This window comes from Erwinia tracheiphila, assembly GCF_021365465.1.
In the GTDB taxonomy this organism is placed as follows: Bacteria; Pseudomonadota; Gammaproteobacteria; order Enterobacterales; family Enterobacteriaceae; genus Erwinia; species Erwinia tracheiphila.
Map to the genome: position 1 here is coordinate 4,367,859 of NZ_CP089932.1, position 20,861 is coordinate 4,388,719.

16 protein-coding genes and 2 pseudogenes are annotated in these 20,861 nt (G+C 51.8%); 14 read left to right on the top strand and 4 right to left on the bottom strand.

All coding sequences use genetic code 11. From position 1 onward, the window contains the following. Positions 1-297 precede the first annotated feature (297 nt). From LU633_RS22570 to LU633_RS22595, 6 genes are all read left to right on the top strand, one after another. A protein-coding gene (locus LU633_RS22570) for an IS1 family transposase (RefSeq protein ID WP_233481954.1) occupies positions 298-995 on the top strand; the annotation gives its coding sequence in 2 pieces (ribosomal slippage) (positions 298-559 and positions 559-995; 699 coding nt in all). 560 nt (positions 996-1,555) lie between these two features. Continuing rightward, a complete protein-coding gene (locus LU633_RS22575) occupies positions 1,556-3,475 on the top strand; it encodes a type VI secretion system Vgr family protein (protein ID WP_016193224.1) in 1,920 nt (639 codons plus the stop codon). A 105-nt stretch (positions 3,476-3,580) separates the two neighbouring features. Continuing rightward, positions 3,581-4,000, top strand: a complete 420-nt coding sequence (locus tag LU633_RS22580; RefSeq protein WP_016193226.1) for a DcrB-related protein — start codon at positions 3,581-3,583, stop codon at positions 3,998-4,000. 49 nt (positions 4,001-4,049) lie between these two features. Continuing rightward, positions 4,050-8,864 (top strand): HNH/ENDO VII family nuclease, encoded by a 4,815-nt coding sequence (locus tag LU633_RS22585; RefSeq protein ID WP_082103781.1) that lies wholly within the window; start codon positions 4,050-4,052, stop codon positions 8,862-8,864. Between the two features lie 8 nt (positions 8,865-8,872). Further along, the gene (locus tag LU633_RS22590; protein WP_046372311.1) at positions 8,873-9,322 is read left to right on the top strand and encodes an SMI1/KNR4 family protein; all 450 of its coding nucleotides are present in this window, start codon (positions 8,873-8,875) and stop codon (positions 9,320-9,322) included. Positions 9,323-9,466: 144 nt separating this feature from the next. Then, on the top strand, positions 9,467-10,507 hold the full coding sequence (locus tag LU633_RS22595; RefSeq protein WP_046371818.1) for an IS481 family transposase: 1,041 nt from the start codon (positions 9,467-9,469) through the stop codon (positions 10,505-10,507). A gap of 66 nt (positions 10,508-10,573) precedes the next feature. Here the strand turns inward: LU633_RS22595 and LU633_RS22600 are convergent, their stop codons facing one another. After that, entirely contained in the window at positions 10,574-10,888 is a 315-nt protein-coding gene (locus tag LU633_RS22600; protein ID WP_046372058.1) for a SymE family type I addiction module toxin, read from the bottom strand. Between the two features lie 81 nt (positions 10,889-10,969). After that, entirely contained in the window at positions 10,970-11,329 is a 360-nt protein-coding gene (locus LU633_RS22605; protein ID WP_046372298.1) for a helix-turn-helix domain-containing protein, read from the bottom strand. A 133-nt stretch (positions 11,330-11,462) separates the two neighbouring features. Here LU633_RS22605 and LU633_RS22610 point away from each other — a divergent pair. The 5 genes and pseudogenes from LU633_RS22610 to LU633_RS22630 all read left to right on the top strand — a co-directional run bounded on the left by LU633_RS22610 (position 11,463) and on the right by LU633_RS22630 (position 17,085). Then, positions 11,463-14,368 (top strand): annotated as a pseudogene (locus LU633_RS22610) (CHC2 zinc finger domain-containing protein). Positions 14,369-14,598: 230 nt separating this feature from the next. Beyond that, positions 14,599-14,739, top strand: a complete 141-nt coding sequence (locus LU633_RS22615; RefSeq protein WP_016192767.1) for a hypothetical protein — start codon at positions 14,599-14,601, stop codon at positions 14,737-14,739. Between the two features lie 9 nt (positions 14,740-14,748). After that, a complete protein-coding gene (locus LU633_RS22620; protein WP_016192768.1) occupies positions 14,749-15,120 on the top strand; it encodes a site-specific integrase in 372 nt (123 codons plus the stop codon). 754 nt (positions 15,121-15,874) lie between these two features. Continuing rightward, positions 15,875-16,366, top strand: a pseudogene (locus LU633_RS22625) (type IV secretion protein Rhs); the annotation flags it as partial. Between the two features lie 17 nt (positions 16,367-16,383). Further along, positions 16,384-17,085, top strand: coding sequence for a hypothetical protein (locus LU633_RS22630; protein ID WP_016192770.1), 702 nt, complete (start codon positions 16,384-16,386; stop codon positions 17,083-17,085). Between the two features lie 137 nt (positions 17,086-17,222). Here LU633_RS22630 and LU633_RS22635 read toward each other — a convergent pair. Next, a protein-coding gene (locus tag LU633_RS22635; protein WP_407646972.1) for an IS1 family transposase occupies positions 17,223-17,920 on the bottom strand; the annotation gives its coding sequence in 2 pieces (ribosomal slippage) (positions 17,223-17,671 and positions 17,671-17,920; 699 coding nt in all). A gap of 100 nt (positions 17,921-18,020) precedes the next feature. On the opposite strand from LU633_RS22635, the gene LU633_RS26000 reads away from it, so the two are divergent. The 3 genes from LU633_RS26000 to tnpA all read left to right on the top strand — a co-directional run bounded on the left by LU633_RS26000 (position 18,021) and on the right by tnpA (position 19,622). Continuing rightward, entirely contained in the window at positions 18,021-18,413 is a 393-nt protein-coding gene (locus LU633_RS26000) for a phage integrase (protein ID WP_325175732.1), read from the top strand. A gap of 17 nt (positions 18,414-18,430) precedes the next feature. Beyond that, positions 18,431-18,928, top strand: coding sequence for a tyrosine-type recombinase/integrase (locus LU633_RS26005; protein WP_233480864.1), 498 nt, complete (start codon positions 18,431-18,433; stop codon positions 18,926-18,928). 256 nt (positions 18,929-19,184) lie between these two features. Further along, positions 19,185-19,622, top strand: coding sequence for an IS200/IS605 family transposase (tnpA, locus tag LU633_RS22650; protein WP_016192772.1), 438 nt, complete (start codon positions 19,185-19,187; stop codon positions 19,620-19,622). A 529-nt stretch (positions 19,623-20,151) separates the two neighbouring features. Here the strand turns inward: tnpA and LU633_RS22655 are convergent. After that, positions 20,152-20,706, bottom strand: coding sequence for a DUF3251 domain-containing protein (locus LU633_RS22655; protein WP_016192773.1), 555 nt, complete (start codon positions 20,704-20,706; stop codon positions 20,152-20,154). Positions 20,707-20,861 lie beyond the last annotated feature (155 nt).

A 20,861-nucleotide genomic window follows, 5' to 3' on the forward strand; every position in this document is an offset into this window, starting at 1 on the left:
TGGTTTAAAATTTCAGAGTGCTTAGGCGTCAGTGACCCGAAAAATGTCTATTTCCCGGTGGTTTTAGTCATTGATCTGATTGTTGCTGTCATTGCGTATAAGTTGATTGTGAGGCTGTGGAGAATTTAAAATGACAGCGTTCCCCGCGTGAGCGGGGATAATGACACCACAAGAATGGGGCAGGCATTATGCAGTTCAGATTTAATTTCTCATTCTTCCCGCAGCCAGCGCCAGTACTGATATGGGTCGTGACGCAGACTTGCTGATCACGTATGCTTTGCGCTTTGGATGTAACATATGGCTAAAGTTGATGTCGTCTGCCCTCAGTGCAATGAAACTCATGCTGTACGATGTAACGGACATTCAGCATCCGGTGCCCAACGTTACATCTGCAAGCATTGTTCAAAGACCTTTCAGCTCAACTTTATCTACTCCGGTGCCAAACCAGACACACACCAGACCATTGTTAATATGGCCATGAATGGTTACGGATGTCGCGATACCGCACGGGTTCTCGGTATCAGCCTCAATACGATTCTGCGGCACTTAAAAAAATTTCCCCAAAGCAGGTAGCTGAGAATATCGACCCCGAAACGGAGGTTGTTATCTGCTGTGAAGCCGGTGAACAATGGTCTTACGTGCGGTGTAAAAGCAATCCCCGGTGGTTGTTCTATGCTTATGACCGTATCCGCAAACGTGCTCTGGCCCACGTCTTCGGCCCGAGAAATGCCCCGACCCTGCGACGATTGCCGGCCCTGTTAAGCAAATTTAACATTGCCTTTTATATGACAGATGCCTGGCCGGTTTATAAAGTTCTGTTAAGTGCAACAAGCCACGTGGTGAGCAAGAAATATACCCAACGGACAGAACGGCATAATCTTAATCTTCGCACACATATCAAACGACTGACCCGCAGAACAATTTGCTTTTCGAAGTCAGAGGAAATGCACGATAAGATCATCGGTTGGTATCTTACTCTTCATCATTATCAATAAATCTGCGTCACGACCCTGATATGAGCGCAGTTTCCCTCACAAAATAAGCGAGAATCTCTGTTAAAAATCATTAAACAATAATTACAACCCATATTATTTCATAGCAAAATCACAATAAAAAATTAGAAATGCGAATCACTCATCACACATTTACTTCCAAAGAAAAATCCATATAACCCTTTAAAAAATAAAATCGAAAAAATTAAAAAAGCAAACCGTTAAATTCTAAAAAAACCGCTATAACAAGTTTGTTATCCGAAATAACGAACTCCAGAATATCAACCTCCCGATAACCTTTATCATCAGATAAACGCCAGCGTACCCTGTTATAATTTTTGCCAGAAAAGAAAATAACTAAACTAATTCAACTTCAAATAACATGAATGACTGGCAATAATCATAATGGATTGAAATTTATATATAAAAATCCTGTTACCATCCTGTTTTTATATATTACCTGCCTCTTTTTCTGCTGTGCTACCCTGACCGCCCTGCCCATATAAAATACATTACTAACCGGCCTCACAGGCATACATCGCAAAAAACACAGGGAGTGAACGATGTCTTATGATGACAACAACAAAAAACCTTACGGTGTATTTGCTTCTTCTCAGATAAGTTCTGGGACGTCATCCTTAACTGGTGCCAGTAAAGATTTACTATCAAGTCTGGTTGACAGCGCTGCACCTGGATTACAGTTCACGCTGACAGTGACCGGACAGGCAGCAGCGCTATTTGTCGTATCCGATTTTAGCCTGACGGAAAGTCTGTCGTCACCATGGACGCTGGATGTAAATCTTGTCAGCGCAGAGCCGGACGTTGATTTTGCCCGCGTACTGGATGGGCATGCCACACTGAATATCCTTCAGGGCGGAACCCTGCTGCGCAAGGTCAGCGGTATGATTGCCGCCTTTGAACAGGGCAATACCGGCCTGCACCAGACGCAATACCGTATGACCCTGCGTCCTGAACTGTGGCGCACCTCGCTGCGCCGTAACTGTCGTATTTTTCAGCAACAAACCCCCGAAGATATCATCACTACCCTGCTGCGCGAACGCGGAATACTTAACGCCCGGTTCGTTCTTCGTTATCCCCATCCGGCGCGAGAATTTTGTGTCCAGTATCAGGAAGATGACCTGAGCTTTATTCAGCGTCTGAGCGCGGAAGAAGGCATCTGTTACTGGTTTGACAGCAATCAGGACGGCAAGATGGTATTCGCCGACGATGCAGGACCGCTGCCAGCGGATCTCTCACTGCCATGGAATCCTGATGCTCAGCCCCAGACCGGGGAGTTTTGCGTAAATCAGTTTATCCGCAGCGCTCAGGTCAAAGCCGCCAGTGTGCAGCTCAAGGACTACACCTTTAAAAGACCGCTCTGGTACGGCCTGTTTACCGAAGAAGCGCGCAAACTGCATAACCAGCGTCCCGATTACGAATACTATATGTTTCCGGGACGTTTTAAAGACGACCAGCATGGTCAGGATTATACCCGCTACCATCTGGAGGGACTGCGTAACGATGCTGATGGTGGCTACGGGATCAGTAATGCGCCACAGCTTTTCCCGGGACTGTTATTTACTCTGACATCTCATCCCAGAGCCTCACTCAACACGCGCTGGCAGGTAGTCAGCATCACTCATACCGGCAGTCAGCCTCAGGCGCTGGAAAGAGCGTCTCAGGAACAGGGAACAACGCTTGGCAACCGGTTCACCTTTATTCCGGCACATCAGACCTGGCGGCCAGCACCACTGCCTAAACCCCGGGTTGATGGTGCTCAAATAGGCATCGTAGTCGGGCCGCCTGATGAAGAAATCTATTGCGATGACCATGGTCGGGTACGGGTACAGTTTCCGTGGGATCGCTATGGTTGTTCAGATGACAAAAGCTCCTGCTGGATACGGGTATCCCAGCCCTGGGCGGGCAACGGCTGGGGAATGATTGCCACCCCGCGCATTGGTCAGGAAGTGATCGTGGACTTTCTGCATGGTGACCAGGATCAGCCGATTATTATCGGGCGTACCTATCACGCGAATAATCTGCCGTCGATTGGCCTGCCAGCCGCAAAGACGCAAATGGCGTTCAGGAGTAAGACTCACAAAGGCGAAGGTTATAACGAACTCATGTTTGAGGATGCGAATGGGCAGGAAATGCTCTCAATGCATGCGCAAAAAGACATGAGTACGCATATCAATAATGACCGGACAACGACCGTCGGGGCAAACCACTCGGAAACAGTGAAAGGCAATCAGCGTGTTCAGATCCAGGAGGGAAATCGAACGGTTATTGTCAGTAAAGGTGATGAAAGCAAATCTGTAAAGGCCGGTGCATTAACCGAAGATATTGCCAAAGAAAAAAGCATTACCGCTGACAGTATCAATGTTTTTGCAACGGGGCTCAGGGTGGGGAAAGCTCGGGTCTTCAAATGTTTCTGGCTAAAAACGGGATCTCACTGGGCGTGGGTGACAGCCAGATCACTCTGACACCGGACGCCATTGTTTTACATATCGGGGATTCTGTCATTCAACTGGGTAAGGATGGCATCACCATTAACGGCAGCAGCGTATTTGTCAACTAAGGGAGCAACCATGCGTTACCAACTTAATGAAGGAATTATTCAGCTGCCGGAAAACTGGAATGATGAAACGCTTAACGCATTTTCTGCGCCAGATAAAAGTGGTCTCAATCTGGTGATCACCCGCCAGGGGTTGCCTTTTGGTACCGACAAAGATGAATTTCTTGAAAATATTCTGACCCAGTATCGGGAGCAGTTGCCCGGTTATACCGAGGATGAATATAAAACTATCACTCTGGCAGCGCAGAATGCCTGTTTACTGGCGTATCACTGGCAAAGTGATGAGGGGCGTATCGATCAACTGGCGGTAATGCTTTATCTCAATGACGTCTTGCTCTCATTTACAGCCAGCAGTGCCAGTGGCATGAGCAAAAAACAAAAGGAAACGCTACTGGGCGTTATTCAGAGTTTTAATCCCGAATCCACCGATTAACCCGCTGTTTTATATTATTCAGACAGATTGACAGGGAGAGGAGATACACATGTCGATCGGTAGAGCAGTCGCAGCAATGGGGGCTATGGTTGGAGCCTCGCTGGCAGGTAACAAAGCGACACTGATTCAGGCCAGAATACAGCGTGATGCGTCATTTGAGAATGTTAAACAGACCCGTTCAGGCTGGCAACCCGGACCCGGGGCAGCCAGAGTGGATGATCAGGTTAAACATAAAAGCTTTCTGGCTGCGCTTGCCGGTGCCGTGGTGGGAGCGGCATTAACTATCGCTACCGGTATTGTTGTCGTCGCTGCATTTTCCCTGGCGTTCCCGGCCAGCCTGCTGGTAGGCGGGCTGGCGCTGGTGGCGGCGTTTAAAGCCGCACCGCTGATTGATAAGCTCAGTGAGGGGGTCACTAACTTTGTAGACGGTCTGTTCACTTCTCCAGATGGTGCCATTATTACCGGCTCCCCAAATGTCGTTATTAACAAGAAAAAGGCTGCCAGAGCAGGTGTTACGCTACCGACAGAGCCGGTGGAAGTGAGTGAGAGTGCGCCGACCGATTTTCAGGGGATAGCAGCAGCGCTTGGTGAGGGAAATTATGCTGATGCAGCTTCACACCTGCCTGGCGCGCTGGCAGAAGGTGTCAGCAATGCCCCGGGATGGATCAATGATGCAGCAAACTGGGCCGATAACGTCACCCAAAAGAACAAGGATACGATTCTGGGGCGTAATGATGCCAGCGTTATGGAACGGCTGGAGGCTGCCAGTTCGTGGTTAATCGGGGGGCCTGTCACTGCGGAGCTTATTACCATGGCAGGCGGTCATGGGGGAATAAAGCGGGACGTTGATTTTCCCGAGGCGCCGGGAGATACCTCTACCTGTAAGGAAGGTAAACCGCCGCGAATCGCCCAGGGAAGCGGCAGTGTATTTATTAATGGTCAACCTGCGGCGCGCAAAGACGATAAACTGGAATGCTCTGCGATCATCAAGACAGGGTCAGAAAATGTTTTTATTGGCGGGGGGCAACTAACCTGTCTGGATATTGATGCGGAATTCCCCCCCTGGATGCGTAAAGTTCTCGGCGTTATCAATATCGCCAGTTATCTTCTGCCGCCGTCTTCGCTCGGACAGAAGCTGGCAGGCAGGTTAGCAGGAGGCGTCAGTAAACTGCTGGGTCGACTTCCCCGGCTCAGAGGCGCATTGCTTGGTGCGCAGAGAGCGCTGGCCGCAGTGCGTAACGGTCCATCGAAAGTGGCAACGCATGTGGCGAATTTTGCCCGACCTATAGGCGAAAAAGCACGCAATGGTTTTGCCCGGGTAAAACGATGGATATTCGATCCTGTTGATATTGCAACCGGTGCTTATACTGAAATGCGCACCGATATTCGCCTGGGGCAGACATTGCCACTGGAGTTTATTCGCTATTACGACTCGACGGAGAGCCACGCCGGACTGTTGGGGAAAGGATGGAGTGACAACTGGAGTGAATATGCTCTGGTCAGCGAGCTGGGAAGTTTTATTGATATCTTCGATTATACCGGTCAGGTTTACAGCTTTAATTTTATGCCGGATGAAGATATTGCCTGTAACGCCAGTTATTCCCACCTGACCTTACGGCGTCGGGGAAACGTACTGGAGCTGTTTGATGCACAGACACTTATCAGCCGCTACTTTTACGATGCGTTTAACCACCGACAGATGGCTGACGGCGAAGAAAAACGCCATTTTTATCTGGGGGCGATGACGGATGTTAACAATAATAAACTCTATTTTGAGCGCAACGATGCTGCGCAGATAGTCGGAGTTATCCATACCGACGGGATCCGGTTAAGACTGCATTATCACCCCAGCGGTTATCTGCACAAAATTATTCGTTATACCGGTGAGCTGGAAGTGCTGGCGGAATATCACCAGGATGAACATGGTCGGCTGACGGAGGCGGATATTGCCCGGGAGTTTCATCTTTTTTATCAGTATGATGCGGATCACCGGCTGGTGAGATGGGCGGATAACGACCAGACCTGGGTGAATTTCCGTTATGACGCGCAGGGACGTTGTATCAGCACGCAGGGAGCGCAGGGATATTACAGCGGGACATTAAGCTACGGTGATGATTATACGGATGTGGCGGATGGTCGCGGCCAGCGTACCCGGTACTGGCGTGATGCGCTTTATAACATTACGGCGGAAGAAACGCAGGACGGGCGGATCACCCGTTACACTTATGATGACGATCGCAACATCACGTCCCGCACCACTCCGCAGGGGCGTCAGACCTTTTACGAATACGTGCCGCACACGCAGTTACTGCGTTGCTACACTGACGAATCTGGCAGTCAGTGGCAGTATGAATATAACTATCAGGGCAGACTCAGCAAAGTCACCGATCCACAGGGGCACGAATGGCGGCAGGCATATGATGCACTGGGTAAGCCTGTCCATATGATTTCCCCGAACGGTGACAAAACACAGTTTCATTATCATGCGGATGGCTTGCTGGCCGCGATTGTCCACCCGGATAGCAGCAGTCAGCGCTATCGCTGGGATGCGCACAAACGCCTGAGCCAGATAACCGATGAGGCCGGACGTCATTATCAGTTTGGTTATAACAAACGCGATCAGCCTCAGACACTGGTTCAACCCGGCCAGTCGCAGACACACTTTCACTGGCAGCACCAGCGGCTGAAGGCGGTGATCCACCCGGATCAGACGAAGAAAAGCTACCGTTACGATCGCCATGGCAACCTGTTGAGCTATGTTGATCAGGCGGGATACGAGTGGCAACTGGAATATGGTCCCTTTGATATGCCGGTGGCACGTACAGACGCGCCGGGTAACCGCTGGCGCTACGTTTATGACACCGTGACAGCACAGCTGGCGCAGGTGATCAATCCGCAGGGTGAATCCTGGCGTTATACTTACAATGCGCAGGGGCAGGTTGAGCGAGAGGAAGATTACGGCGGTGCTGTGTGGCATTACGCGTACGATGAAGACGGGCACTGCATCAGCCGGACTGACGGCCAGGGGCAGGCCATCACCTTTGACTATAATGCCCGGGGCCAGTGCATTGCTGCACACAGTGAAGAAGGCACCACATATTATCATTACAGTGACACCGGTCAGTTGCTTTCAACGCAAAAAGACGGCGATATCATTGCGTATGAATACGACGAGGCACTGCGTTTAGCCCGGGAGATTCATCCGGCGCACGAAATCACATACCGCTATCCGTCCCGGCACAGCATTGAGCGGGAAATCTGTTATACCAGTGAAGACGGCGGGCGCCATACCCTGAAAACCACCTTCCGGCGTAATGCAGTCGGGGAGCTGGTTCAACTGGCCTTGCCGGAAAATGCGGCGCTCGATCTGGCGTATGATGCGTGTGGCAACGAAGTCCGGCGCAGCGCCGATAGCGGCTTTATGCTGTGCCAGTATTACGATGGGATGAACCGGGCGGTCCGCAGAAGAGCGGGCCGGCAGCCCCGGTTGCTGCTGGATGCCAATGAGGAGAAGGAGATACCGTACCCGATACTGGCCAGCCAGGACAGGGTTTATCACTATGACGTACGGGGCAGCATCGTTGCCGTAAATGACGATGAGGGGCTGGTACGCTACCAGCTAAACGGTAACGGGCAGGTGACTGCCGTGGAATACCCGCTCGAAAGTGAGCAGTACGGTTATGATGAATGCGGTTATGTGACGGAGCAGCGTCTGCCCTATCCTTTCCGGCACAGCGACAATACTCACTATGTTGAGGGTCACCGGCTGAGTCAGCGTGGTGATGAGTGGTTTGAGTATGACCGCTGCGGACGGATGTGCAAACGGGTGCTGCGCCAGGAGGGATACCGGCCGCTGATATACACCTACCAGTGGAACAGCCTGAACCAGCTTACCGGCTTTAAAAAACCGGACGGCGAAGTCTGGCAGTATAAATATGATGCGCGCGGACGGCGGACAGAAAAGTCATGCGAACGGAAAAAGTGCCGGACGGTTTATCTGTGGGATAATGATACAATAGCGGTCATCCGGGAATACCGTGATGAGAGGCTGTGGCGAACCCGCCATCAGGTGTTTAACGGATTTGAGTTGCTGGCACAGCAGGACTGCTATACAGATGAGGGAGTCTGGCAGACACACTATGCCAGCACCGACCTGAACGGTCTGCCGCTGGCGCTGTATACCCCGGAGGGTCATCAGGTCTGGCGTAAAAGGCACACCACGCTGTGGGGGTTGCGGCCAGAGCGAATGCGCCATCTGGCAGAAGACAGACTGGATCCGGGGCTGCTGTTTGCTGGTCAGATGGAGGACAAGGAAAGCGGTCTTGTTTACAACCGGTTCCGGTACTATCATCCTGAGTCAGGAACTTATTTAAGTCCTGACCCGATAGGGCTGGCGGGGGGACTGAATACTTATGCTTACGCGCCGAATCCGCTGAACTGGGTTGATCCGCTGGGGTTATCCAAATGTTCGGCATCTGGTAAATATAAGCCAGAAACAATTTTAGGCCGTACAGTATATAAAAATACGGTTGATATAAGCCCAAACGCTCCTGGTTTTGTGCATCCAAGCGTCCATAGATCTATCCGTCAAAAAGTTGCTGATGGATGGACTAATTTAGATTTGATGAAAAATGGATACGCGCCTATTGGTCCCGATGGTAAGCAAATGAACTTACACCATGTTTTAGGGCAGGAGCCAGGGCCGATGGCAGAGTTGGTTTCCTCAACACATAAACAATATCACAAAGAATTACATGGTTTGATAGAAGATGGCCGAAGCTTCAGACATGATGGAAGCCTAAATTATCAATACGATACGTTCAGGAATAAATATTGGGCGTTACGCGCTCAAGACTTCATGTGAGGATAGAAATGGCTGATATTCAAGACCTGATCGACAGGCTTAACAGTTCAAGCAAACATGAGATTTTTTGGCTCGGTGCAGCAGATAAGAGCCAGATAAGCAACCTTGAAAATGCCCTAATGTTAACCTTTCCTGAAGATTTTAAGGTTTTTTTAGAGAAAACAGGAGGGGGGGGAGTAGTCGAACAAGAAATATCGGGGATTGAAGATAATAATGCTTTAGCTGAGTTCGGTGGGACTATATTTTATGATACTAATTATTGCAGAAAAGAATATTCACTACCTGATAATTTAGTTGTTATTTACCTCAAGGATGATGAAGTTTGTTGGTGTATAGATACGTCTAAGAATAATAACGGAGTTGTTGTGAGTTTTGATCTTTTTTCAAAAAAAATAGCTAAAAATCTATTCCCTTCTTTTTATGATTTTTTTAAAGAATATGTAGAGTTAAGAAGTTAATAAAAAGCCGGAAGCGATCTCCACGATCCTTCCGGCTTTATTTGTATTAGTCGCGACTTGATCTGACAATGGGCCTTGAAAGGTTGAGAGTTACCGGTTTTGATATGGGTGTCGAATCCTTATACAAAACGCGAGGTAACTCTCATGCTTCATACTAACAATCCCATCATCAAACACAAAGCCGGTTTACTCAATCTGGACGAAGAGCTCGGTAACGTATCAAAAGCCTGTAAGATCATGGGCGTGTCGCGAGACACGTTTTACCGTTATCAGGAACTGGCTGAAGAAGGCGGTATTGATGCGCTGGTTAATCAAAGTCGTAGGGTACCCAACCTGAAGAACCGCGCCGATGAGGCCACGGAACGTGCGGTTGTTGAGTACGCCGTTGAGTTCCCGGCTCATGGTCAGCATCGGACTAGCAATGAACTTCGTAAAAAAGGCGTGTTTATCTCCGGCAGCGGCGTGCGCTCCATCTGGCAACGACACGACCTGGAGAACTTCCGTAAACGCCTGAAGGCGCTTGAGGAGAAAGTCGCTAAAGAAGGCATTGTGCTTACCGATGCCCAAATCGCAGCGCTGGAGAAAAAGGCGCATGATGATGAGGCCAGCGGCGAAATCGAGACGGCACATCCGGGTTATCTGGGCTCGCAGGACACCTTCTACGTTGGCAATCTGAAAGGTGTTGGCCGTATCTACCAGCAGACGTTTGTGGATACGTACTCAAAAGTGGCACACTGCAAGCTGTATACAAGTAAAACGCCGATCACCGCCGCCGACCTGCTCAATGATCGCGTATTGCCGTTCTACGAGGCTCAGGGACTGCCGATGCTGAGAATACTGACCGACAGGGGTACGGAGTACTGTGGTAAAGTGGAGCAGCATGATTATCAGCTTTATCTGGCCATCAACGATATCGACCATACGAAAACGAAGGCGATGTCTCCACAGACGAACGGTATCTGCGAGCGCTTCCATAAAACCATTTTGCAGGATTTTTATCAGGTTACGTTCCGCAAGAAGTTATATGGAGACCTGGAAAGCCTGCAGGCAGATCTGGACAACTGGTTGTGGCATTACAATAATGAGCGAACTCATCAGGGTAAAATGTGCTGCGGGCGTACGCCAATGGCAACTTTACTTGATGGTAAACGGGTCTGGGCAGAAAAAAATCTGAACCAGATTTAATCTGACAGACACCTGTATAAATAACCGGTAACTGTCAGATCAGGTCTGAGCTAGTACACTTTATTTTTAGCCGCTGACCTTCGCCAGCAACGCCAGCGCCTGCTGCCGGGTCTGCTCCATCTCCCGCTTCTGCTGCTCAAGCTGTGCCTGTTCCCGGCGTAACCGCGTCTCCTCGCGGCTGTCGGGGATCAGCACCAGACAGCCGTCCAGCACCTTCAGACTGACGCCCGTCCCCACCGCAAACCCCGCCTCAGCCAGCCACTTACCCGCAATGTTCACCTGCGGTGTGCTGCGGTCACCGCCTTTTGGACGGTAGCCCACAATACAGCGCCGTTCCGCTTTGGCAATCTTCCCTTCTGAAATACAATCGTGTTCAGCCATGATCAACTACTCCGTTTAGTTGCCTGTGGTTAGCGGGCTGGCGGTGCTTCAACACTTCCGGTCCGCGTTAAAAAACCGTTGTTACTCTCTCTTCTTCGTTGCCTGCCTCGCTGAATCCCAGCGACGGGTCTGGTACTTGATAATCAGGCTCTCCAGTACTTCCCGAACCACGTTCTGCTCTTCTTCGGGTAGCTGGACGATGGCCTCAAACTGCAATGAAAGCTCACCTTCTGGTACACGTTCGTGTGCATCAAATAACAAAAAGTCCGTGCTGACGTGCAGCGCCGTGGCGATCTTCTTCAGGATGTCGATGGAGGGCTGGGCCTGGCCGGTCTCGTACTTCTTCCAGCTGTTGGCATGGATGCCGACTGCATCGGCCATAGCCTGTTGTGACAGGCTGTGCTGCCTGCGTAACTCGAACAGTCGTTCAGATAGGGGCATGGGTAAGTACCAGTAAGTCGTGTTGCTCATGATTTTACCCCCTAATCTGAAACGCTCTTGACGAAAGTACATATATATGTACCATAATAAAACACACATATGGTATTGACAAGGTTTTATCAGGAGCAGTTCTATGGCACGCATCGCAGAAACGGAGTTACAGCACCTGAAGGCCGCCGTCTCTTTAGCCACCGTTGCGCAGGCGCAGGGGCGACAGGTGTTTAAGCGCGGTAAAGACCTGGTGACGCGGTGTCCGTTCCACGACGAGAAAACCCCCTCGATGGTGATCACGCCAGCGAAAAACCTCTACCACTGCTTCGGCTGCGACGCGGGCGGGTCGGTGCTGGACTGGCTGATGCACACTGAAAAGCTGAGTCTGCGTAAGGCGGTGGAGCGGCTGCGCGGCGAGCTGGGCGACAATCCCGCCGTTGCGCCGCTGGTCACAAAGGAGGAACCGGCCCTCTTCGCGGAGGATGAGGCGGGCCGTCAGGCGCTGCTGGGGCGGGTGGTGGATTTTTACCATCACTCGCTGCTGAACGCGCCGGAGGCGGTGGCGTATCTGGAGAAGCGCCGCCTTAACCATCCTGAACTGGTTGCGCAGTTCCGCCTGGGCTTCGCCAGCCGCACGCTGGCCTACCGCCTGCCGCCGAAATCGGTGCAGGCCGGGGCAAAGATCCGCGCCCGGTTGCAGGCGGCGGGCGTGCTGCGTGAGTCCGGTCATGAGCATTTTACCGGTTCGCTGGTTGTGCCGGTTGTGGATCTGAACGGTCAGATCCGGGAGATGTACGGACGCAAAATCACCGACAGGCTGCGCAAAGGCACGCCGCTGCACCTGTATCTGCCCGGCCCGCACGCGGGCGTGTGGAATGAGGTGGCGCTGGTCGGCTCAAGGACGGTGATCCTGTGCGAGTCGCTGATCGACGCGATGTCGTTCTGGGTGGCGGGGCTGCGCAACGTCACGGCGGCGTATGGGGTGAATGGCGTCACTGACGAGATGCGGCAGGCGTTCCGCGCCCACGGTGTGAAGCAGGTGCTGATCGCCTTCGACAACGATCCGGCGGGCAATGAGGCGGCGGTCAGGCTGGCTTCTTCGTTAGCCGCCGACGGCATCGCGCCGTTCCGGGTGGCGTTCCCGGCGGGGATGGATGCGAATGAATATCTGTGCCAGGTGGCGGAGCCGGAAACCGCCTTTACCCTGCTGATAGACGGCGCGGTGGCGATGGGTGACGCGGCAGCGGTGGAGGCCGTCAGCCCGGCGATCCCCGCGTCGCAGCCTGCAACAGTTTTACCCTTAGCTGCTGATGTGGCCGCCGTGCAGGCGGCTGTGTCACCCGCGCCGGGCGTGGTGGTTGAGGCGTTGCCGGGCGGCGATCTGCAACTGGACATTGACGGCCAGCGCTGGCAGATCCGCGGCTTCGTCCATGTGAAAACCGGATCGGGCATGATGAAGGTAAACGCGCAGGTTGTGGACACGGATAGCGGGGTGATGTTCGCCGACAGCGTGGACATGATGAGCGCCCGCTCGCGTTCCGGCTATGCGCGGACGGCAGCGGCGGAACTGGGGCTGGCGGAGGGTGATCTGCGTCGCAGCTTAGGTAAAGTGCTGCTGGCGCTGGAGCACTGGCAGGTACAGCCGGAAGCGGAGAACGCCGTACCAGAGATGAGCGACGCGCAGCGCGATGAGGCGCTGGCGCTGCTACGCGCGCCGGATCTTGCCGGACGTATCGCATCGGATATGGTGGCGTGCGGCGTGGTGGGTGAATCGACCAATCTGTTAGCCGCTTATCTTGCCGCCGTGTCGCGCAGGCTGGAGAAACCGCTGGCCGTGCTGATCCAGTCGTCGAGCGCGGCGGGCAAGTCCAGCTTAATGGATGCGGTGCTGAACCTGATCCCGCCGGAGGAGCGGCTGCAATACTCGGCGATGACCGGGCAGAGCCTGTTCTACCTCGGTGAAACTAACCTGCAACACAAGATCCTTGCCATCGCGGAAGAAGAAGGTGTGCGGCAGGCAGCGTATGCGCTCAAGCTGTTGCAGAGCGACGGCGAGCTGACGATCGCTTCCACGGGCAGGGACGATGCCAGCGGCAATCTGGTGACGAAGCAGTATACGGTGAAAGGCCCGGTAATGCTGATGCTCACGACTACCGCGATCGACGTGGACGAGGAGCTGTTAAACCGCTGTCTGGTGCTCACGGTGAATGAAAGCCGCGAACAGACGGAAGCGATCCACGCAGCACAGCGGTATGCGCAGACGCTGGAGGGGCTGCTGGCGTCGAATGAAAAGAGTTACATCACCGCGCTGCACCAGAACGCACAGCGGCTGTTACGTCCGCTGAAGGTGGTCAATCCGTTCGCCCCGCAGCTGACCTTTATGAGCGATAAAACGCGCACCCGGCGCGACCATATGAAATATCTCACCCTGATCCAGTCAATCGCGCTGCTGCACCAGTACCAGCGGGAGGTGAAACGCGTGGAACATCGCGGGCAGATAGTCGAGTACATCGAGGTTCAGCGGGACGATATCGCGCTCGCCAATCAACTGGCGCATGAGATCTTAGGCCGCACGCTGCGATGCTGTTCACCCGCAGGCAGTTGCGCGATGCGGTGCAGTGGGGCGATACCCAGCTTAAGAACCACCTCGCGCGGCTGGCTGAAATGGAGTACCTGCTGGTTCACCGTCGCGGGCTGACGTTCTGCTATGAACTGCTGTTTGACGGCGACGGCAGCGCAGACGGGGCGCACCTGTGCGGGCTGATCGACGTGCCGGAAGCGGAGAAGAAACCGGAGTACGATCCGCGCCGGTCGGGGGTAAAAGCGCCTCAGTCGGTGGCTGGTCGGGTAGAGGTCAGCGGTCAGTCGGGTGCGGTTAAAGCTGCATCAGGCCAGAAACCACGAGGCTTACAGACAAAAGCAGTCGGGGCAGAGGAAAAAGCACTGTTCCCGGCAGAGAAGCAAACCGTAAATCGTAGTCGTAACGGAGGCCGCGCTGATCGCATCCGGGACAGCCCGCAGACGGCGAGCCTCAACACGACTTTATAACACTACGATATCGTCCGGTCGTGGTTAACGGCTGATCAGTCGGCCCCTGGTCGGCGCTCAGTCGGTAGCTGGCCGGGATGCTGCAAACCCCGGCAGGCCGTGCCAGACAAGGCCCGGAGCCGTCAGCGGTCGGGTTGCGCAAAAATCACTGTTCCACAGTCTTACTCTTCCTCAGTCGTACCGTACTGCCATCACTGTATTAATCCTTACTCTCAATCAGGACAATCCTCATGACAAAACCGATCCCTCCCTCGGCGGGAGAGCTTTATCTTAGCCGCCAGACCCCGAACACCACGCAGCGCCAGCACCTGACGCAGTGGCTGGAGACGCTGGCAGCGAAAAACTACAGCCCGGCCACGGTGGAAGACTAGCGTGAGCGGGTGCTGACCTTCATCGTGTGGTGTGAAGAACGCGGCGTGATGTACGCGCCGCAGGTGAGCCAGCCGTTGCTGGAGAGCTATCTGCGCTGGCTACACGGCTACCGCAAAGCGAACGGGCTGCCGCTGACGGTGAGCAGCCAGACGGGCAAACTCAGCGCAGTGCAAAACTTCTGGCGCTGGCTGCTGAAACGCCACGTTATCCTCTACAACCCGGCGGATCTGCTGGAACTGGCAAGGCCGGAGAAGCGGCTGCCGGCGCAGGTGTTCAGCGAGAGGGAGACGCGGCGGGGGCAGAAGCTGAAAGTACAGGCAGCAGCGGAGACACCGGAGGCGGGCGAGGACGGGCAGCCAGCGGACAGGCCGCAAAGTTAGGTGTCGCTCTCTGTAAGGCCGCAGGGGTTGGGTGGCCGCTCCAGCGCATCCATGCGCACGCGGCATTAGTACATCCCTGTACGTCACAGGGCAAGAGGCGCGCATCCCTGCCCCCCTCTTGCCCCCCTGCCGCTGGCGTGCGCGGGGGTAAATGCCGCCCGGCCAGCGCCATACGGCAGTGGCGTATGTAAGCGCAGTCGCTGGCCGTTCGTCATTCAACATAACGCGGCATTATACGCAGTCGTCCCGTTCAGCAGTGAAGTCCGGCCCGCCCTGCGCGTGCGGGCCGTCTTCGTACAATCCACGTTATGTCCTGCGCCCCCGCGTTGTGCAATGGGCGTGGCCGCCATCCCTAGCGGCGGAGACTTCGCCGTGGTCTGTCAGTCACAGCAATAAGGCAGGCCGGCCCGTTGGGCCTCCGCTTAAAACAGTTAATGCCCGCCCGGCTGCGTCAGGCTGCACGGGGTCGCACTGCGCTGCGCTTCGTTGCTCCTTCCCCGTTCGCCTGCTTCCGCTGCCCGCCCCGGCCGGGTGTTGTCATGCAAAACCATACGTTCCCTTAGGCATCCGGCCTCAGAGCGCCGCAGGGCGTCGCTTGCGGGCCTCGCCAGCCCGCGCCAGGCAGACGGCTGGCCGGCCCGCAGCAGGCTGCGAACCGGCCAGCCGCCGCGCTGAAAACCCCGGTAAAGTGACAGCGTTAAGGCGTGGTGCTATGGTAAACGGGCGAAAAAACGCGCGTCGGGATAGTCCCTGTGACCCGTTGGGTTTACTGGGCGGCGAGAATACCCAGGGCTATGTCCCGAACCCGATGGAATGGGTAGATCCGCTGGGGCTGGCTTATTGCCCCAAATTGCAGGCACAATTACAGGCCCTTACAGATAAAGCAGTGCTTGATATAATTAATAATCCAAAGTTAGTTCAGGAATTGATGTCACCAGGAAGCTATATGCAGTTGGCGAAAAATACTGAATTGTATGGAGCCTCTTTTGGGAAAGCTGTGGAGCGAAGGGTTGCCAGACTCATTAGAGAGGATAGTGAGTTAAGTAGAATAGTTGAACATACTGGCATAATGAGAGGGCCTAACGGCAGATTCATTTCAAGTCCTGACTTCACAACTAAGTCAAGGGGGATTTTTGATGTCACGACAAACGCTCAGAGAGCAGAGCATATTGCTCGTTATGGTACTGATAAAATAGATGATGTTGGATATTTACTTTATGATGTAGTAAAAGGATTGGCGTTCTAATTTATAGGAGATTTAAGATGGTTGAGGTTTATAGGGAAAAATTTAGTCTGCGCCATGATCGGGGAGGTGGTAAATATAATGGATTAATTTTCAATGATTGTATTTTTAGTAATTGCTCTCTTTCCTTAACTAAGGATATTTCCTTGCTCTCCATTGCGGAAAATATAACATTATCAAATTGCAAACTTATAAGCTGCGATGTAGGTCCATCGTATTTAAAAGATATAACACTAGATAATATAGACACTGGCGATATGTTTTTTGTATGGTCAGCATTGTTCCATCATGTGGTGTTGAAAAATAAAATAGGGAATATAAGAATAAATGATTCTGGATTTGAGTTATATGATAACCCTAAAGCACAGCAAGAACTTTTAGAATTAAAAAAAGAATTTTATGCCAATATAGATTGGGCGCTAGATATTTCACAGGCAAAATTTATGAGTTTTACCTGTGAGGGAATTCAAGCAAGGTTGATTCGGCGTGATAGTTCTACACAGGTTGTGGTAAAACGAGATAAATTTATTTCCATTGATAACTTGGATGAGGGTTTTAAAAAAGAACATTCGGATATAAGTTTTATTTTAGAATTATTCTTACGCTCAGGCGCTGAAGATGTTGTATTAGTAACCCCTTTAGGTAGGAATTCTAAGTATAGTAAGCCAATATTCAGTGGATTGATGAAACTCAGGAATATGGGCATCGCTGAAGCTGACTAATTAACAGGTGAAGTTTTTTCACAATATCAAACTATATGTAAATTGCTTTTGTTTTATGAGTGTATGTGGTGGTGTAAATATTTATTTGATAGAATATTCTATTCAGAATTTTAAATTAAATCGGTCGTGACGCAGATTTATTGATAATGATGAAGAGTAAGATACCAACCGATGATCTTATCGTGCATTTCCTCTGACTTCGAAAAGCAAATTGTTCTGCGGGTCAGTCGTTTGATATGTGTGCGAAGATTAAGATTATGTCGTTCTGTCCGTTGGGTATATTTCTTGCTCACCACGTGGCCTGTTGCACTTAACAGAACTTTATAAACCGGCCACGCATCTGTCATATAAAAGGCAAGGTTAAATTTGCTTAACAGGGCCAGCAATCGTCGCAGGGTCGGGGCATTTCTCGGGTCGAAGACGTGGGCCAGAGCACGTTTGCGGATACGGTCATAAGCATAGAACAACCACCGGGGATTGCTTTTACACCGCACGTAAGACCATTGTTCACCGGCTTCACAGCAGATAACAACCTCCGTTTCGGGGTCGATATTCTCAGCTACCTGCTTTGGCGAAATTTTTTTACGTGCCGCAGAACCGTATTGAGGCTGATACCGAGAGCCCGTGCGGTATCGCGACATCCGTAACCATTCATGACCATATTAACAATGGTCTGGTGTGTGTCTGGTTTGGCACCGGAGTAGCTAAAATTGAGCTGAAAGGTCTTTGAACAATGCTTGCAGATGTAACGTTGGGCACCGGATGCTGAATGTCCGTTACATCGTACAGCATGAGTTTCATTGCACTGAGGGCAGACGACATCAACTTTAGCCATATGTTACATCCAAAGCGCAAAGCATACGTGATCAGCAAGTCTGCGTCACGACCGGGTTTATCGTGTTGATATGCGTTCACAGGGCAGGCATGGTAAACGCATGCGCAGGACGTTCAGAACAAGAGCAGAGGCAACTCAATTTGAACATTACACGCCTGCGACGAACCATAATAAAGAGTGGTCAGAAAAACCGGCTGACCGTCGCCCGTTAACTGATTTAATTGAACTGTGGTGGAAGCACCACGGAAGTTCGCTTAAATCCGGGCAAAGCATGTATAAAAAACTCCATAATCTCAACGCAATGCTTAATTACCCTAAAGCCCATCAGATAAATAAAAAACGCTTTTCCGATTATCAGGCAATGAGGACTGAAGGCGGAAGAAAGCCGGAAACAATTAATAAAGCGCAATGGCTCCTAAGCGGTGTTTTTGCCGTTCTGATAAAGAAAGGTCATTATCATTCCGAAAATCCGGTAAAGGTATTAAAAAGATAAAAGTCGAAGTGCGCGAAATGGGTTTTCTGTCTCAGGAAAACATCGGCGAACTTCTGAAGAATTTAACCGGAGATAATCTCAGGACGGCAAAATTAAGTCCTGCCACGGGCGGGCGCTGGGGAGAAATAACCTCCCTGAGCCGTAAGTCAGTAATTAAATATAAAGTCACTTACCTGAAAACAAAGAACGGCAAAAACAGGACAGTTCCCGTTTCACCCACGCTGTGGAAGGAAATCACCACCGGCAGCGGGCCGCTTCTGTTTCCGCAAGCAAACTATAAAGAGCTGAGGGAAACGCTGATGATGCTGTTTCCGTGGCTCCCTGACGGCCAGGCGCTCCACGTTCTGCGGCACACGTTCGCCAGTCATTTTATGATGAAGGGTGGCAATATACTGGCGCTGCAAAAAATTCTTGGGCACGCCACGATAACCCAGACGATGATATACGCCCATTTCGCCCCGGATTATCTTCAGGATGCGGTAAGGCTTAACCCACTTGAGGGCGATTCAGTATGACGCTCAGTGTCCACATTTTGTCCCATTTACTGGGATTTACGCGGATTTCCAGAAGCTCATACTGCGGTTACCCCATTGAAATTAACCGTAAATCATTGTTTTTACTGACCTATATAAGGCCGCAGATGCGGCCTTTTTTATCCCTGCATGAACACCACCTCCTGTGGAGGTGGTCAGCAATAAGTTGGCTCTGCCAGTCATGCTACTCATGGGAAAATCCGAATCTGTTATCCCCATAACTGCCAGGGATTTAACCATGAGCAGATTCCAGAAAGCATCTCATGTGTTCTGGTGTTGTCAATATCATATCGTATGGACACCCAGGCACCGGTTTCGCATCCTCAGGAACAATGTTGGTAAAGAGGTCTGTAAGCCGATAAGGATCTCAGGTGAGCAGCCCGGGATAGAAGTAGTGGAGCTGAATGTCCAGACAGACCATGTCCGTTTGCGGGTAAAAGTGCCTCCACGGCTTTCGATTTCCCATGTAACAGGCGACTTAAAGGGTAAAACAGCCCTTCGATTGTTCAGTAAATTTCCCTGCCTGCGTAAGAACAAGCAGTGGGGGAATGATTTTTGGGCAAGAGGTTATTGTGTCGATACCGTAGGTATAAACGAAGAAATGATAATAAAGTACGTGAAGTATCAGGAAAAACATGAAGTTGAAGAGAGCCAGCTTCCACTGAAAGAAGTGTGAAGGGAAGGCTCTCTGAGTCTGGACTTAGTGCGTCCCTGTGGGGCGATATCAATGCCACCTGCTATGCAGGTGGTTTTTTACGCACGATATCCTCTTCCCGGCGGCCAGCCCACTCCACTGCGTCAATGGCGATATATTTATCAGCAGCCTGTTTTGCTATCCCCTTTATTGCAAATGTCACTGATTTCGCAGAGAAAAAATGAGGGCCGGGGTGGCAGGAATATCATGCAAGGGATTGATTGCGCCATGTGATTTGGTACGGTGGGTGTTTTTTTCACTAAAATAGAGATGCCTGTTGTCTTTCCGTCCTTGTATGGGGGCTGCTGAGGCGGCGGAGAATCTCAGGGTTTGGCCATCCTTTACCGATCACATATTGTTACCTTGCCATCAGATAAACAAACGATTTTATGCAGGCCCTGAATCTGGCGCAAACGGCCCTGCTGGCATGTTCCTTCTTGCCCGGTTTGATGTTGCCTGCGCTGAATCAGGGGCGACGGCCCCTCTGTTATCAGGTTTGAGCAGAAACGTGTCAGTGGGCGTCGGTAATGACCACAAGGTGATGAATGCGAAAGTAGCCTGTCTGATCTGGCGTGCTGTTGTTGATGGCCACCGGCAAGGTGATTTCGCGTTGCGGTTGCAGGGGAGGCCGGGCCGTGATGGTTTGATTTTGAGCGGTATTACGCAGCGGTTGACCTGAAGTTGGATCGGTTATTCCCGATTCCACGTCAACTGTAAAGGCGGGGAGCGGCGTTGCTGCAACGGATGCGATTGTCAGCATTGTCCGGTTGTCTGCGGCATCGCCGGCCATCTGACTCAGTGACAGACGGATTTCGCCGGCGGAACTGTCAAGCAGCACAGGGGCATTCGCTTCGGGAATCAGCCAGGCACCCTCAGTGGAATGTGCGTTGAGGCTGTTTTGCAGCGTCAACGCGGTGGCCTGCCGGGTCAGTTGTGTCATCTGGCTGTTTAGCTGGTTGACCTGATTATGCAAGTTGTCCAGATGAGCCTGTTGCGAAGGCGTGGCACACCCCGCCAGCAGCGTGATCGTTAGCAATACAGGGATTTTGATTATTCCTCTGGTCATCACCAGTCAGCTCCTTGCAAAAAGTCAGAGAGAAAAAGAGATGTCGCCCGGCCTGTTTCAGGATAGCTGGGATAGCCGATTATCCGTTGTCAGGGTCTGCATAGCATAGTGTAATTATCTGTATTGCTGTATCGGTTGACTATCAGGCTCGTCCT